The organism is Prauserella oleivorans, assembly GCF_042685745.1.
In the GTDB taxonomy this organism is placed as follows: domain Bacteria; phylum Actinomycetota; class Actinomycetes; order Mycobacteriales; family Pseudonocardiaceae; genus Prauserella_A; species Prauserella_A oleivorans.
Window position 1 is genome coordinate 2,559,862 of sequence record NZ_JBHUNT010000001.1, and the last position, 15,479, is coordinate 2,575,340.

Sequence of the window (15,479 nt, forward strand, 5' to 3'; positions counted from 1 at the left end):
GGGTCGGCGAGGGCGTCGGGCGCGGTAGGAAACTGCGCTCACGAACGGGAATGCGGATCCGGCCTGCTCACCCGCATTGCCGGCGGACGATCCCGGGGCCGGATCGGCCGGGAGATCGCCCGCCGGCTTTGCGACGCGCTCGGACCCGAGCATTCCGAGGCGGCGTGCGGTGGCCGTGGCCGTCCGGCGGCGTGCCGTTCGCGGTACCGGAGCGTCCAGCCGAGCGCGCCGGCCGGATCGGCGAGGGGATGGCCCTGCCGATCCGGCCGGACGACGCTTGTGCTTCCCGGAACAGGGAGCGGCTATCAGTAGCCCTGGTAGTCGCCACCGTCGGACATGGAGGCCAGGCCGGGGTGCTCGTCGAAGCTGCCGTAGCGGTCCAACGTGTACCGGACACCGGCGATGATGTTGTCCACCGGGTTGTAGATGTCATCGTGGCCAGGCAGCTTGTGGGCGTCGAAGGTCGGGTCGATGGTCTGCATCAGGCCCTTCGACGGCGTGCCCTTCTCGGCGTTGCTGTCCCACAGGTTGATGGCCTTGGGGTCGCCGCTCGATTCCTTCTCGATGACGGTCCGGATCTCGTCCTTGTCGGCATGCGACACCGGCACGCCCTTGGACTTCATGATCACGATGGCCTGGTGGATCCACCGGTCGACACGGTCGCCGGCGGGCGCCGGAGCGGGCTTCGGAGCGGGTGCCGGAGCCGGCTTGGGTGCCGCCTGCGGGGCCGGTGCGGCCTTGGGCTGGGCGGCCGGCTTCGGCTGGGCCACCTCGGCGACCTTCTTGCCGCCGTCGGACTTGCTCTGTGCCGCGCCGCCCTGGCCGGCAGCCTTCGCCGCGGGCGCGGCGGCCTTGGCGTCGGCCTCGCTCCGTGCCTGGTCAGCGGGCTGGGCCACACCGAACTGGGTGTGCTCCCGCACGACGGCGGCGTTCTCGGCCGAGGCCGGGGAGGCCTTGGCCGCGGATGCCGGCTGCTCGTCGTCGCCGAGGGCGCCCTGGCTCACGACACCGGTGACGGCGACCGCGAGCAGGCCGACCGAGACATAACCCCGGACAGCGTCACGCAGCGAACGGTTCAGCTTCGCCGGGGCCGGGTTCTCCAGGGAGGTCGGGTTCTTCTGGGGGGTCGGGGCAATCTTTGCGAAGATCTTTTTCGCGTTTTCAGGCAGGTTGTGCCACTCCACGGGGGTGGTTCTCCTTTTCGCTTTCGCGTACCGGCCAGGTCGGGGTTCCAGGCCGGCGCGCACGCGACCGTGCGGGGGAACACGGGGGGATGTCGCGAGCGCCTCCATGAGATTACGAAAAGAAAACGGTGAAGTCACGACCCGGTGTTGTGAAACACAGATCACAAGATGTTTAAACAACCAGAGTGGCGGTAACTGGCATTCTTCAATGCCTGCCGAGCAGCGCGGTGAAAGTGCCCCTTGGTGGTCCTGACCTGCATGTGATCGGCCATGACCAGCGCGGACAGTGCCGCGTCGCCATTTTGACTGCGCCACGTGGGCGAATGACTACATTCGCCGGGTCGTGGGCCATCGATCTGTACTCGACAGATTACAGAGCGTTGCACATGGCCCGTTATGTGAATCCGTACGGAGGATTTTCATGAATCGACGTCGCTCTCGGCATAGGTTACGCCACGCGCATTGACTGCATTCGGGGTGTGTCGCTCGTATGGGCAGTCCGCGTCATCGGTGCCGCTATCCCGCCCGACACGGCGACACGAACAGTGCCCGTCAGCCGATTCCTTGCGCGCTCCAGCCTCCGTCGATGGGGACGACCACTCCGGTGATGTAGGCCGAAAGTGGAGTGCCGAGGAAGTAGGCGAGCTCGGCGACCTCGGCCGGCCGCCCGAAGCGATTCATGGGTATCCGATCCAGGAACGCCTGCTCGTCGATCACACCCTGGCGGATGAAGTCCGCCGAGAGTTCGGTGGCGATCGGGTCGGGGGCGATCCCGTTGACCCGGATTCCCTGCTGGGCCCACTCCGCGGCGAGTCCGCGGACGAGGCCTGCGACACCGGCCTTCGCGGCGCCGTACGCCGTGCGGCGGGGGAAGCCGAGCAAGCCGTTGAGCGAGGACATCAGGACCAGTCCGCCACCGGCCCGCATCCTCGACACGGCCTGCTGCGCCCCGACCATGGCACCGGTCAGGTGCACGCGCAGCATCGCGTCCCAATCGGCGGCCGGGTAGTCGACCGAGGTCTCGGCCTTCGCGTGGCCCGCGTTCGCGACCAAGGTGCCGAGCCCACCCGCCGTGTCCGCCGCCAGATCGCAGGCGCGCGCGACGTCGTCGGGGGAGGCGGCATCCCCCGGCACGGCCCGATGTCCGCTCCCCGGCCAGCCGGACACGGTCGCGACGAGTCGTTCGCCGTCGAGGTCCAGGCCGACCACCGGATGTCCAGCGTCGGCGAAGCGTGCCGCGATCGCCGCCCCGATCCCGTGCGCCGCCCCGGTGACGACGACGGCGGGCCGCTGCCCGGCGTCCAGCTCAGGCATCCCGCACCGCCAGCGGGAAGCTCTGCTGCACGTCGATCCGCTTCCGGTGGATTCGTAGCCGGCCCGCCTGCCGGACGAGCACGTCGCGGTACTCGCCGAACACCGCCTTCGCCTCGGACCCGGTGCTGGACACGGCCTGGAAGTATGCGGTGACCGCGAGTCCCTCGACGGTCGCCTCCGTCGTCACGTTGGTCACCATGTGCTTGCTCCACAGCGTCGGCCCGTCGAAAACGGTCCGGTAGAAGGCGAGTACGGCCGCCCGGCCGACGCGGCTGCCGTCCACCCGTTCCAGAACGACGTCCCCGGTGAATGTCTCGGCCAGCAGACTCTCGTCAGCGAGGTCCACGGCCCGAGCGTAGCGGTACAAGGCGTTCCGGGCGGCCTCGGCGTCCTCCGCCGTGACCGCGCCCGTTTCCGCATCGGCGGCGTCCCTGGTCACTGTGTCCTCCTCACCCGCCGTGGTGCACCGGTTCCAGGTGCGGTTCCCGGGTCGCGCCCAGCGGCCTGCCGTCGAGGTGCCGCCGCGGCAGCAGCAGCACCAGAGCCACACCGATCGCCGCGGGGACCACGAAGACGTAGAAACTCCACTGCACGGGCACGTCCGCCGCCACGATCAGTCCGCCGAGGATCGGACCGACGATCCCGCCGAGCCGGGCGACCGTCATGATCGAGCCGAGAGCCGTCGCTCGGACCGCGGCGGGAAACCAGGTCGCGATGTATCCATTGAGGATCACCGAGGTTCCGTTGGCGCCAACGCCGGCGAGCGCGACGGCGATGTACAGCACGAAGGTCGGCGGGCTCAGGCTCATGGTGACCAGTGCGAGCACGCCGATACCGAAACCCCACATGGCCACGACCCTCGGCCCGATGCGGTCGGCGAACCAGGACATCAGGGTCGCGCCGAGGATCGCGCCGACGCTCATCGTGGCCAGGAAGCTCAGCGCGGAGCCGAGCGGGTAGCCCGCCGAACGCATGAGTTGGGGGAGCCACGTGCTCAACCCGTAGATGAACAGCTGCCCGATGAGCGTGACGAGCGCGAATACGATCGCCATCGTGACCAGCGGTTTGTGGAGCAGGTCCCGCATAGCCGCGTGGTGTGCGCCCTCGCGCACGGGCTCCGACGGGCAAGCCAGGTCGTACCGGCGGGCCGTCGCGGCGGCTTCGTCGTGCCTGCCCTTGGCGGCGAGGAAATCGACGGACTCCGGCAGTGTGGCGTACGCGATGGGTACCAGCACCACGAGCGGCAGGGCGCCGATGGCGTACATGGGGCGGAAGCCGAACGGCTCGATGATGATCGTGCCGAGCGCGGAGGCTCCGATGGTGCCGACCGAGAAGCCGGAGCTGACCAGCGCGTTGAACAGGTTACGGCGATGCCGCGGCGCGAACTCGACGGTGAGCGCGAGTGCTGTCGGCAACAGGCCGCCGAGCCCGATCCCCGCCAGGAACCGGAACAGTCCGAACAGGTCCGGGTTCGGCGCGATCGCACAAGCGACCATGAACACCGAGAACCAGCTCATGCAGGTCATCAGCATCCGGCGGCGGCCGAGCACATCGGTGGCGAACCCGCAGATCAGGGTTCCGACGAGCATGCCCATGAAGGCGTAGCTGGCGATCACGCCGGCCTCTGCGGCATCGAGTCCCCACGGCTCGGTCTCGAGGATGGCGGGGAGGGTGGTCGCGTAGACCGACAGGTCGTAGCCGTCGAAGACGACGGCGCAGCAGCAGATGACCGCCACGAGCGTTCCGCTGCGCTGCCGCGGGGACGGATCGGTCATGCGGTCCTCCTCGACCAGTACCGACTTCCCTAAGGATCATCGCAATCATGATGATGGATGTCCAGTAGCGATTCAGGGCAGCGACGCGGACAGCCATCGCAAGCCTGGCCGGTGCCGCGCCACGAACCCGGTCAGGAGCCAGGGGATCCAGCTGGCGCGTCGACCGATGACAGCTGCCGCGAAGAGTGGATTGTGGACGGTCGAGGCGTTGCGAACGGGCGTCCTGCCGCGCTCGGCGCGACGGACGGGTCACCGGGGCGCGCCGACGAGTGCGGCACGTCCGACGACACGGCGAGCAGGCCGTGCTTGCGGGTGCGGGCCCGCATCCCGCGTGATCGGCGACCACGGCGGGCGTGCGGCCGGACCAACGTCCCGGGCCGGCCCGGCGTTGGTGGGTGGGCACGTCCCGGCCGTTCCGGGGTGCACGGGGTCGAAGAGCACGGCCGGCGATGCCGGCCACAAGCAGCCCTCGCGACACGCGTGGCGGTCACGTGGACGCCGCGACGGCACGGCAGAGACCCAGGGCAGACAACACAAAACCCCAGGCCACCTGACCTGGGGTTATTGTGCGCCATCAGGGACTCGAACCCCGAACCCGCTGATTAAGAGTCAGCTGCTCTGCCAATTGAGCTAATGGCGCGTGTCGGACCTGCTGGAACCTGGTCGGTCCCCCTCAGCGACGAGAGAAACACTAACACGCCCCCTCGACCGCCTGAACGGGCACCCCCTGTGCACGGCTTGGCCACAACTTGGCGACGTCCACACCCGGTCGATGATCTCCCCGGCACACTGAAGCGACGTCGGGGCAGGACAGAATCGGGGGCGCGATGGGACGTCGGGGTGGCTACGGGCCGCGGAGGTGGGTTCGCCTGGCCGCGATGGTGACGCTCGGTAGCGTCCTTGGTGCCGGCTGTACCCCGACAGCGAATGAGGAGACCTCGTCCGACGGCCCGGCCACGACAGCCGTGGCCCGGCCTGCCTCGCTGATCCTTTCCGTGGCCCCGGGCGCACACGGCGTGGAGCCTGCCGGCACCGTCACGGCCACCGCCCAGGGTGGCACCATCACGCAGGCCTCGCTCGTCGGCACGCGCGGCACCGTCGTCGAGGGTGCGATCACGCCGGACGGCACGGCCTGGCGGTCGGCGGAGCCGCTCGGGTACGGCAAGACCTACACGCTGACGGCCACCGCCCGGGGCGCGGACGGCACGCCGGTCACCCGGAGGTCGACGTTCACAACGGCCACTCCGCAACGCCAGGTGTCGGTCTCGATGAACGTGAGCGACGGCCAGACGGTCGGCGTCGGCATGCCGTTGATCTTCTCGTTCAGCGGCGACATCACCGACCGGTCAGCGGCCGAGCAGGCGGTGCGGATCACCACCGAGCCGGCGACCGAGGGCGCGTTCCGGTGGTTCGACGACGACCAGCTGATCTGGCGGCCGAAGGAGTACTGGAGGCCGGGCACGACGGTGTCGGTCGAGGCGAACGTCTACGGCCGTGACCTCGGCGACGGCACCTACGGCACCGAGGACCGCGCGGCCACGCTGACGATCGGCGACAAGGTGGTGGCCATCGCGGATGGCGAGACGCATCACATGTCGGTGTTCGTCAACGACCGGCGTCTCCGCCGCCTCCCGATCTCGATGGGCAAACCGTCCAGCTCGACCCCGAACGGCACCTACACGGTCATGAGCGAGCACTACGGCTACACGATGGACTCGAGCACCTACGGCGTCCCGGTCGACAGTGGCGCCGGCTACCGGCTGTGGGTGGAGTACGCCGTGCGGCTGTCCTACAGCGGCATCTTCTATCACTCGGCGCCGTGGTCGGTGGGCTACCAGGGCAACACGAACACCAGCCACGGCTGCATCAACCTGTCGACCGAGGACGCGGCGTGGCTCATGGAGCGCTCGCAGCCGGGCGATGTCGTGACCGTGCGCAATGCGGGCGAGCAGGTTCTCGAGCCGACCGACGGCTGGAGCGTGTGGCAACTGTCGTGGGAGGAGTGGACCGCCGCGGGCGCGTAGCCCAGGCCTAAAAAGCACACAGGCCCGGTCGCCCGGGCCTGTGACTGTGACTGTGAAAGAAACCTGGGGTGAGTGACGGGACTTGAACCCGCGGCCCCCTGGACCACAACCAGGTGCTCTACCGACTGAGCTACACCCACCATGCGAGGAACTCCCTGAGCACCTCGGCTGACACATCGTAGCGTGTGGCTGTGACGGCTCGCGCGGAGGGTTGCGCTTAGCCGCGCGACTGCCCGTTCAGCACCTCGTCGGCGGCCGCCCTGGCCTCCTCGGTGCTCGGGCCTGGCTGTGGCACGAAGGCGGTCCGGCGGTAGTACTCCAGCTCACCGATGGACTCCTTGATGTCGGCGAGCGCGCGGTGCGCCAGGCCCTTCTCCGGCTTGGCGTAGTAGATCCGCGGGTACCAGCGCCGCACCAGTTCCTTGATCGACGACACGTCGACCATGCGGTAGTGCAGGTAGCCGTCGAGCTCGGGCATGTCGCGCGCGATGAAGCCGCGGTCGGTGCCGATGGAGTTGCCGGCGAGCGGTGCGGTCTGGGGGTCTGGCACGTGCTCCCGGATGTAGGCGAGCACCTGCTGCTCGGCGTCCTCGAGCGTGACCGTCGAGCGACGTACTTCCTCGGTGAGCCCCGACTTCGCGTGCATCTCGCGCACCACGTCGGGCATGTTCGCCAGCGCGTCGTCGCCGGCGTGGATGACGAGGTCGAGGCCGTCGCCGAGGACACGCAGGTCGGCGTCGGTGACGAGAACGGCGATCTCGATCAGGGCGTCCTTGGCGAGGTCGAGCCCCGTCATTTCACAATCGATCCAGACAAGACGGTCGGTCACCCGGCCACACTAACGTGACCGGGCTCCGATGTGCTTCTCACGCTCCGTTCTCGATCGTGTCGAGGATCTTCGTGGCGTCGTTGACCGGAATGGCGAAACCGATGCCGATGCTGCCCTCGTTGGGGGAGTACATCGCGGAGTTGATCCCGATCACCTCGCCCTGGGCGTTCACCAGCGGGCCTCCGGAGTTGCCGTGGTTGATCGGGGCGTCGGTCTGGATGGCGGTGTAGCTCGGGCCGGAGGACTCCTGCACGGGCGAGCCGAACGGTGACTGCGGCTGCTGTTGCGTCCCGAGCTCCGACAGCTCGCGGTCGACGGCGCTCACGATGCCGGAGGTCACGGTGTTCTGCAGCCCCGCGGGCGACCCGATGGCGAGCACCTGCTGGCCGACCTCCACCGACTCGGAGTCACCGAGCGTGGCCGGGGTCAGGCCGACGGCCCCCTGCGCCTGCAGCACGGCGATGTCGGCGGTCGAATCGCTGCCGAGCACGTCGGCGCGGTACTCCGTCCCGTCCGAGTCCGTGACGATGACCACCCCCGCGCCCTCGACGACGTGGGCGTTGGTGAGGATCCGGCCGTCCTCGGTGAGCACCACCCCCGACCCGACCGACTCGCCGCCCTGCGTGGTGGCTTGCACCTGCACCACGCTGGGCAGCACCTGCTGGGCGACCGTGCTGATGTCCCCGCTGCCGGTGGAGGCGGTCGTGGCGGTGGCCGCACCGGACGTGCTGGAGGAGGTGGCCCCACCGTCGTCGGCTGTGGTGGCCGAGACGATGGCCGCACCTCCCGCGCCGCCCACGACCGCGGCGACGACGGCGGCACCGGCCACCAGCACGCCGAGGCGGCGCGGCCGGGACCGGTCGGGTGGTGGGGATCCGGCCGGTGGTTGCCGGACCGGGATGGGCTGGGTGTCCTGGGCGCTGTTCGAGGTCTCCATGCGTCGACTGTCGGTCCGCAAGGTGAGAGGACGCTGAGGATCAACGTGTACTTGCCTGAGAGTCGTGCACCGCGGCGGCGAGGGCGGCCCAGTCCGCGGGCGGCAGGGTCCCCGCGGGAGCGGCCGGGGCGATGCCGGTCGCGCGGAACACGGCGCGGGACCTGTTGCCCGTGTATCCGGCGACGACGGAGCGTACGCTGCGGTCCGGCGTCCGGTACGCGGCATCGAGCAGGGCCCGGAGGGTGTGCTCGGCGGCGCGGGGCAGACCGGTCCTGCGCGTGATAGTGAGCAGAGCGGAGTCCATTGTGGGCGCCGGGCGGAAACATCGTGCCGGGACGCGCCGGTCGATCCGCAGCTCGTACCGTGCCGCCCACCACGCCAGGTCCCGGGATCGGGGAGCGATTGCCGTGACCCGTTTCGCGAATCCCCATTCGACGAGGAGTGCGGCCCGGTCGAGCTGAGTGTGGCGCGAATGGACCAGCCGCCGTAGCAGCGGCGTGGAAATCGAGTACGGGATGCTCGATGCGACGACGAACGGCTTGCGCGGCAACGGGAACGTCCGCATATCGGCGACCACGACGCGCACAGTGGACCGATCGCCGAAGCGGTTCCGGAGCTTGCGGGCGAACTCGGGATCGCGTTCCACCGCGACGACGGTGGCGCCGGTCCGTGCCAGGTGAGCGGTGATGGCGCCGAATCCGGCGCCGAGGTCGAGGACGAGGTCGGCGGGGCCCGGCGCACAGGCCGCGACGAGGCGGTCGGCGACGTGGCCGGAGGCGAGGAAGTGGACACCCGACGGGTTCGGTGGTCGGCGGGCAGGACGATATCCGTGGCGTGGCATGGGTTCGGCTCTGTCATGAACGTGGGCGGAGCGCGCCGGCAGGCGCGCGAGGACGTCATGACGCAGCGGCCGGAGCCACCGGGATCAACGTGAAGAGAGCACGGCGCAGCCTACGGCCGGTCCGTCAGGGACGGCGCGTGTCGGTGCTGCCGGACGAGGAGTGTCGACCGCTGCGTCAGGCGACGCGCGGCCAAGGCCGGGCGATCGCCGCGCAGGCGCGGCACAAAGTTCCCATGTCGAGCAACGTATCAGTGCCCGCAAGGGATTTTCGCGCCCTCGTGGTGCGGAGTCTCCACTCGCGCCGGATTCCGGGGGTAATGGATCCGTTCGCGAAATCGGCACTGTCCGGGCGTTGCCACGGCGTCCTAGCGTCGGCTCCGAGATGTTCGCGTACGGAGGGGGTTTCGCGATGGGGACAGACGTGGCCGGCCCGGTGTCGGTGACCGAGATGGAGACAGGCGGCGATTTCGATCTCGACGCCTCGGCATGGTTCGCCGCGACGATCGCGCCGACGATCGAACGCGCCGACCGTGAGCCGGGCACGCTGCGGCTCGCGTTCCCGGTCGAGCGGGCGTGGGAGCCGGTCGGTGTGTACCTCCACGCCCGCACGCCCCGGCTGCTGGAGGTGACCGTCGACGGCCCGCCCGCGTCGGCCGACGAGGCGATGCACCAGGTCCGCCGCATCCTGTCCCTCGACGTCGATGCCTCCGGTTTCGCCGACGTGGCCGCGCGCGACCCGGTGCTCGCCGGCGTGTGGCGCCGCCACCGTGCCGTGCGACCGGTGCTGTTCCCGTCGCCGTACGAGGCGGCGTGCTGGGCGGTCGTCTGCCACCGGTTGCGTCTCGACCAGGCGAGGCGCGCCCTGTGGCGCATCGTCGAGCGATACGGCACCGTGGTGACGGTCGGCGGCCGGGAGTGCGCGGCCTTCCCGGCACCCGAGGTACTACGGGACCTGGGTCCGTCGACCGGCCTGTCGGCGGTGAAACGCGACCGGCTCGCCGTGATCGGTGACGCCGCCCGTGCCGGACTGCTCGACGGCAGGGCATTGCGCGCGATGCCTGCCGAGGACGCGCTGGACCTCGTCCGCCAGCTCCCGGGAATCGGACCGTTCTCCGCCGAGCTCGTCGTGGCCAGGGGAGCCGGCCATCCCGACGTCTTCCCGCGGCACGAGCACGGCTTGCTCGGGAGCATGGCGGCCGCCTACGGCACCACGGACGCCACGGCGCTGGCCGATATCGCCGACCGCTGGCGGCCCTATCGCAGCTGGGCCGCGTTCCTGCTGCGCATCGCCGGGTCCGCCGACGCCGAAAAGGACGAAACGGTAGCGCGACAGGAGACAGTCGAGACGAGAAGGGGGTCACCGTGACCAGACGCGGGCTGTGGTGAGCTGGCCGGGTGCGGTTGACCATCGAGGAGATCACGCGGGCATTCGACCTGGACGCGAACATGGCGGGCGGCATCGTCCTGATCGCGGGCGTCGTGGCACTGATCCTGGTGGTGTCGGGCACGCCCTGGCGGCTCGCCCGCAACGTTGTGACGATCGTGCACGAGGCCGGGCATGCCGTCGCCGCGTTGCTGGCGGGCAGGCGACTGCAGGGGATCCGGCTGCACTCGGACACCTCAGGCGTCACCGTGTCCCGTGGCAAACCCGAGGGCGCGGGCATGGTGCTCACCTCGCTCGCCGGGTACCCGGCGCCGGCCTTGCTCGGCCTGGCGTTCGCGGGATTGGTGTCGGCGGAGAAGCTCAGCGCGGTGCTCGGCATCGCGGCGGCCCTGCTGCTGGGTGTACTCGTCATGGTCCGCAACGCGTACGGAGTGTTCGCGGTCGTCGTCTCGGCGCTGGTGCTGGCCGGCGTGGCGTTGGTGGCGGGCGCGGCGGTGCAGGCCGCGTTCGTGTACCTGATGACGTGGTTCCTCTTGTTCGGCGCGGTCCGGCCGCTGTTCGAGTTACAGCGCAAGCGCCGCAGGGGAGCGGCCCGCGACTCGGACATCGACCAGCTCGCCCGGCTGACCGCCCTCCCCGCCGCGATCTGGCTCCTGGTGCTCGGCGTGTTGATCGGCGGCTGTGTGGTGGTCGGTGGGATGTTGCTGGTGGAGCCCGCCGTCGGCGGGCCGCTGTGAGCCGGCGGAAACGCGGACCGGCCGAGCACGTCTGTCGGGGCGTGCGGCACACTGGGGAGTTGACACCGGCACCGAAACCGGCTGGTGAACGATGTGGGTCGCGCTGCGCGCGAGCGGTGGAAAGGGCTGTGCTGTGACGGACGAGGTCGTCAAGGCTGTCGAGGAGTGCGCACGAGCGGCGAAGCGTGCGGCGCCGTCGTTGGCCGCGGCGTCCGACACCGCGATCGACACCGCACTGGGCGCCATGGCGAGCCGCCTGCTGAGTCACCGCGCCGAGGTGCTGGCCGCCAACGAGGCCGACGTCACGAAGGCCCGCACGGACGGCATGAGCGCGGGCCTGCTCGACCGCCTCACCATCACCGAGCAGCGGCTGACGGGCATGGCCGACCAGCTGCTCCTGCTGGCGCGGGCCCCGCACCCGCAGCGTTCGCTCGAGGTGTCCACTCTCGACGGTGGGCTCAAGCTGGTGGAGCGCAGGCGTCCGGTCGGTGTCATCGGTGCCAACTACGAGGCGCGGCCGAACGTCACCGTCGACGTCGCCTCCCAGCTGGTCAAGTCGCGCAACGCCGGTGTGCTGCGCACCGGGTCGGCCGCCCTGGGGTCGGCGCAGCGGCTCCTCGAGGTGGTCATCGCACCGGCGCTGACGGAGGCAGGCATCGACGCCGACGTGGTGCAGCTGGTGCCCCGCGTGGAACGCGAGGCCGCCGCGGCTCTGGTGCGGCTGCCCGCACTGGTGCCGCTGGTGATCCTCCGGGGCAGCGGCGAGAGCACTCGTACCCTGGCCACCGAGGCCGCCACGCACGGCGTCCGGACGCTCGCGCACGCCGACGGCGGCGGGGTTCTCTACGTCGACGCCGCTGCCGACCCCGGCAAGGTGCGCTCGCTCGTCACCGATAGCTTGGACCGGCTCGGCGTCTGCAACCGGCTCAACCTGCTGTTGATCCACGCGACGGTCTACGACGAGGTGTGGCCGCAGGTGTCGGAGGCGCTCGCCGCGCGGGGTGTCACGCCGTCGCTGCCGCCGCACGAGCACCCGATCGGCTACGAGTGGGCGCTTGACTCCGATCGCGAGGCCACCGTGACCGTCGCGACGGTCGACGGCCTCACCGAGGCCGTCGCCATCGCCAACGAGCAGACGTCCGGCCTGGCGGCCGGTATCGCCACCGAGGACGCAGCCGCCGCGGAGGCGTTCTTCGACGGCTACCAGGGCACCGGCGTGTTCTGGAACGCGCCCACCCGGCTGCTGGACGGTTTCAAGTTGCTGGGCGTGCCCGAGACGGGCATCAACCTGGACAAGGTTCCCGGACCGCGTGGCCCGGTCACCTACACCGACCTGTACGTCCGCCAGTACGCGGTGCTGCCGGCCTCACACTGATCGTGATCCCGTCGGTTCGGCGGGCACGGTCAGTGGTTACCCCTGTCGGGGATGTCACGGGCGTGGCGTCGCCGAAACACCCCGGATCAGGAAGGTCCACCATCGTGAACGACACGGAGAACGCGACGACGTTCGCCGACCTGGAGCTGCGCGAGGAACTGCTCGACGCACTGGCGGCGCTGGGCTACGAGGAGCCGACGCCCATCCAGCGGGAGGCGATCCCGCCCCTGCTGGAAGGCCGGGACCTGGTCGGCCAGGCCGCGACCGGTACCGGAAAGACCGCCGCGTTCGCGTTGCCGATCCTGCAGCGCATCACCGGCCACGGGAAGGGCGCCAACCCGAAGGCACTCGTGCTCACGCCGACCCGCGAACTCGCCGTGCAGGTCTCCGAGGCGATGCACCGCTACGGCCAGCAGCTCGGAACGCGCGTTCTGCCGATCTACGGCGGCCAGCCGATCGGCAGGCAGCTCAAGGCGCTGGAACGCGGCGTGGACGTCGTGATCGCGACGCCGGGCCGGGCGCTCGACCACATCTCCCGCGGCACGCTCTCGCTCGGAGAACTGAGCATGGCAGTGCTCGACGAAGCCGACGAGATGCTGGACATGGGCTTCGCCGAGGACATCGAGGCGATCTTCCAGGAGATCCCCGCGGAGCGGCAGACCATGCTCTTCTCGGCGACGATGCCGCCGCGCATCGGCGGCATGGTCAAGCACTACCTCACCGACCCGGTACGGATCACGCTGGGCCGGGACGGGGCGGCCAAGGGCGAGACGTCCCTGATCAGCCAGACCGCCTACGTCGTGCCCCGCGGCCACAAGCCGGCAGCGCTCGGCCGGGTGCTGGACGTCGAGTCCCCCGCTGCCGCAATCGTGTTCTGCCGGACGCGCGAAGAGGTCGACCAGCTCACCGAGACCCTCAACGGCCGGGGCTATCGCGCCGAGGCACTGCATGGTGGCATGAACCAGCTGCAGCGTGACCGCGTCGTCGACCGGCTGCGTGCCGCGAGTGCCGACCTCGTCGTGGCGACGGACGTCGCCGCGCGCGGTCTCGACATCGAGCAGCTCACCCACGTCGTGAACTACAACGTGCCGAGCGCGCCCGAGTCCTACGTGCACCGCATCGGCCGGGTGGGCCGGGCCGGCCGGGAGGGCACGGCGATCACCCTGGCTGAACCGCGCGAGCACCGCATGCTCAAGACCATCGAGCGCGTGACCGGCCACAAGATCGCCGTCAAGAAGCTGCCCACCATCGCCGACCTGCGCGCGCAGCGCCTCGAGCAGACCCGGGCGGCGCTGTGGGAGCACCTGCAGGACGAGGACGGTCTGGACCGCTTCCGCGCCGTCGTCGAGCCCCTGGCCGAGGAGTACGACGTCGTGGAGGTCGCGCTCGCGGCGGTCAAGCTCGCGCACGAGGCGGGCGGCACGATCAGCGACGAGGAGGAGATCCCCGAGGTCACGGCGTGGCCACCTGCCGAGGGCAAGCGCGGCCGCCGCGAGGGCCCTACCGGGCAGCGCCGTGGACGCGGCACCGCGCGGGGCATGACCCGGCTCTTCGTCGGCGTCGGCCGGACGTCGGGCGTGCGGCCGCAGGATCTCGTGGGTGCGATCGCGGGGGAGTCGCGCCTGCGTGGCCGGGACATCGGGGCCATCGACGTCGCGGATCGGTTCTCCCTGGTCGACGTTCCCGAGGACGCCGCCGACGACGTGATCAGCGCGCTCAAGGGCACGACCATCAAGGGCCGCAAGGCCACCATCCGCCGGGAGCGCTACCAGTCCCGCTGACCGGCCACGCCGCGGCCGCCGCATCCCGGCTCGCACGGTCGCCGGGGACTGCTGGACCACCGACCTTGCCGGCTCGGGCAGGGCAGCCTGGATCGTCGTGGGTGGCCGCCCGGCCTCGACACGTCGGCGGACCTGCTGTGTGTGCCGGAGGCTGTGCCCGGGCGTCGATAGGGGCCTGACCCACTATCAGGACCGGCTTCGGGGCCACCGCCGCGGCCCAGTTCCGTACCCGCTCAGCGACGTCCGTTGCCGGGACGGGGCAGACCGAGCAGGTCGGCGGCCAGCTGCTGGCTGCTCTGCACGTGGCTGCCGTCCCGCCCCCGGCCGTTGTCACGTGCCCGGCGGAGTGCCGACGGCCGCACTCGGTGGTAGCCGCGCACGGCCACCGCACGGCGCGAGCGGAGCTCGTACGCCGTCTCATCGGCGAGTTCCCGCGCCAGCGCCTTGTCGACCAGCACGCTGCCGGGGCGGGCGATCGACGTCAGCCTGCTGGCGAGGTTCACCACGGAGCCGTAGACGTCCCCGAAACGGTTGAGCACCCGGCCACTCGCCATGCCCGCCCGCACCGCGGGCAGCTCGCTGTCCTCGGTGGTCCGTTCGGTCAGGGTCAGGGCGATCTCGGCCGCGTCCACCGGCGAATCGCACACGAACAGCACCTCGTCGCCGATCATTTTCACGATCCGGCCGTGGTGCTCGGCGATCACGTCCGCGGCGAGCTCCTCGAAGCGGTCCAGCACGGCGCTCAGTTCGGATTCGTCGATCCGCCGCGTCATGCGCGTGTAGCCGACCATGTCGACGAACCCCACGACCTCGGTGCGCGATTCGAGGTCCTCGTCGGACGGTGTCAGCCCGCGGCCAGCGTAGGCCACCAGGTGCCTGCGCCAGACGAAGTTCTGCACCCGCTCCAGCTCGGGCAGCACCTGGGCGACGAGCCGGCCGATCCGCCGCTCATCGGTGGCGAGCCGGGGATTCTCGTTGATCAGTGACCACAACAGGTCGGCCTGCCACTCGGCGAGTCGCGACAGGTGCAAACCCACCGCCCGCGCCACCGAGGTCTCCAGCTCCGGGTCGAGCAGCCCGGCCGCCACGAGCCGGTCGGTGATGCGGACGGCCTCGACGTCGGCGTCGGTGAACACCACCTCGTCGTCGGCCGCGGTCGCGAAACCCAGGGCGCGCCACAACTTCTGGGTCCGCTCCGGCGGCACACCGGCCTTCTCGGCCACCTGCAGCCGTGTGTACCGGCGCTTGCCGCCCAGCAGGATCCGCTCCAGCCGTTGCTGGAGCACCTCGTCCGGCAC

13 protein-coding genes and 2 tRNA genes are annotated in these 15,479 nt (G+C 70.4%); 5 read left to right on the forward strand and 10 right to left on the reverse strand.

The genetic code is table 11. The features are described from left to right. Window positions 1-305: 305 nt before the first annotated feature. The 5 genes from ACFSZT_RS12650 to ACFSZT_RS12670 form a co-directional block, all read right to left on the reverse strand. Complete coding sequence (locus ACFSZT_RS12650) at window positions 306-1,184, reverse strand: transglycosylase SLT domain-containing protein (protein ID WP_377394264.1); 879 nt, start codon at window positions 1,182-1,184, stop codon at window positions 306-308. A 552-nt stretch (window positions 1,185-1,736) separates the two neighbouring features. Further along, entirely contained in the window at window positions 1,737-2,498 is a 762-nt protein-coding gene (locus tag ACFSZT_RS12655; RefSeq protein WP_377394262.1) for an SDR family NAD(P)-dependent oxidoreductase, read from the reverse strand. After that, window positions 2,491-2,937 (reverse strand): nuclear transport factor 2 family protein, encoded by a 447-nt coding sequence (locus ACFSZT_RS12660; protein ID WP_377394260.1) that lies wholly within the window; start codon window positions 2,935-2,937, stop codon window positions 2,491-2,493. The genes ACFSZT_RS12655 and ACFSZT_RS12660 overlap by 8 nt, the downstream gene beginning before the upstream one ends. 10 nt (window positions 2,938-2,947) lie before the next feature. Further along, window positions 2,948-4,273: an MFS transporter gene (locus tag ACFSZT_RS12665; protein ID WP_377394258.1), complete on the reverse strand. Its 1,326-nt coding sequence runs from the start codon at window positions 4,271-4,273 to the stop codon at window positions 2,948-2,950. Window positions 4,274-4,840: 567 nt separating this feature from the next. Continuing rightward, a tRNA-Lys gene (locus tag ACFSZT_RS12670) sits at window positions 4,841-4,913 on the reverse strand. 187 nt (window positions 4,914-5,100) lie between these two features. Here ACFSZT_RS12670 and ACFSZT_RS12675 point away from each other — a divergent pair. Next, complete coding sequence (locus ACFSZT_RS12675; RefSeq protein WP_377394254.1) at window positions 5,101-6,297, forward strand: L,D-transpeptidase; 1,197 nt, start codon at window positions 5,101-5,103, stop codon at window positions 6,295-6,297. A gap of 64 nt (window positions 6,298-6,361) precedes the next feature. Here ACFSZT_RS12675 and ACFSZT_RS12680 read toward each other — a convergent pair. The 4 genes from ACFSZT_RS12680 to ACFSZT_RS12695 all read right to left on the reverse strand — a co-directional run bounded on the left by ACFSZT_RS12680 (window position 6,362) and on the right by ACFSZT_RS12695 (window position 8,904). Then, window positions 6,362-6,437 (reverse strand) — tRNA-His (locus tag ACFSZT_RS12680). A gap of 77 nt (window positions 6,438-6,514) precedes the next feature. After that, window positions 6,515-7,126, reverse strand: a complete 612-nt coding sequence (orn, locus tag ACFSZT_RS12685; protein WP_377394252.1) for an oligoribonuclease — start codon at window positions 7,124-7,126, stop codon at window positions 6,515-6,517. Between the two features lie 37 nt (window positions 7,127-7,163). Then, window positions 7,164-8,063: a S1C family serine protease gene (locus tag ACFSZT_RS12690; RefSeq protein WP_377394250.1), complete on the reverse strand. Its 900-nt coding sequence runs from the start codon at window positions 8,061-8,063 to the stop codon at window positions 7,164-7,166. Between the two features lie 40 nt (window positions 8,064-8,103). Further along, entirely contained in the window at window positions 8,104-8,904 is an 801-nt protein-coding gene (locus ACFSZT_RS12695; RefSeq protein ID WP_377394248.1) for a ribosomal RNA small subunit methyltransferase A, read from the reverse strand. A 409-nt stretch (window positions 8,905-9,313) separates the two neighbouring features. On the opposite strand from ACFSZT_RS12695, the gene ACFSZT_RS12700 reads away from it, so the two are divergent. From ACFSZT_RS12700 to ACFSZT_RS12715, 4 genes are all read left to right on the forward strand, one after another. After that, window positions 9,314-10,270: a DNA-3-methyladenine glycosylase family protein gene (locus ACFSZT_RS12700; protein WP_377394245.1), complete on the forward strand. Its 957-nt coding sequence runs from the start codon at window positions 9,314-9,316 to the stop codon at window positions 10,268-10,270. A gap of 80 nt (window positions 10,271-10,350) precedes the next feature. After that, a complete protein-coding gene (locus ACFSZT_RS12705) occupies window positions 10,351-11,025 on the forward strand; it encodes a M50 family metallopeptidase (RefSeq protein WP_377394561.1) in 675 nt (224 codons plus the stop codon). Window positions 11,026-11,158: 133 nt separating this feature from the next. Continuing rightward, complete coding sequence (locus tag ACFSZT_RS12710; RefSeq protein ID WP_377394243.1) at window positions 11,159-12,400, forward strand: aldehyde dehydrogenase family protein; 1,242 nt, start codon at window positions 11,159-11,161, stop codon at window positions 12,398-12,400. A gap of 104 nt (window positions 12,401-12,504) precedes the next feature. Next, a complete protein-coding gene (locus ACFSZT_RS12715; protein ID WP_377394241.1) occupies window positions 12,505-14,181 on the forward strand; it encodes a DEAD/DEAH box helicase in 1,677 nt (558 codons plus the stop codon). A gap of 233 nt (window positions 14,182-14,414) precedes the next feature. On the opposite strand, the gene ACFSZT_RS12720 is transcribed toward ACFSZT_RS12715, so the two are convergent. Next, a complete protein-coding gene (locus ACFSZT_RS12720; RefSeq protein ID WP_377394239.1) occupies window positions 14,415-15,479 on the reverse strand; it encodes an adenylate/guanylate cyclase domain-containing protein in 1,065 nt (354 codons plus the stop codon).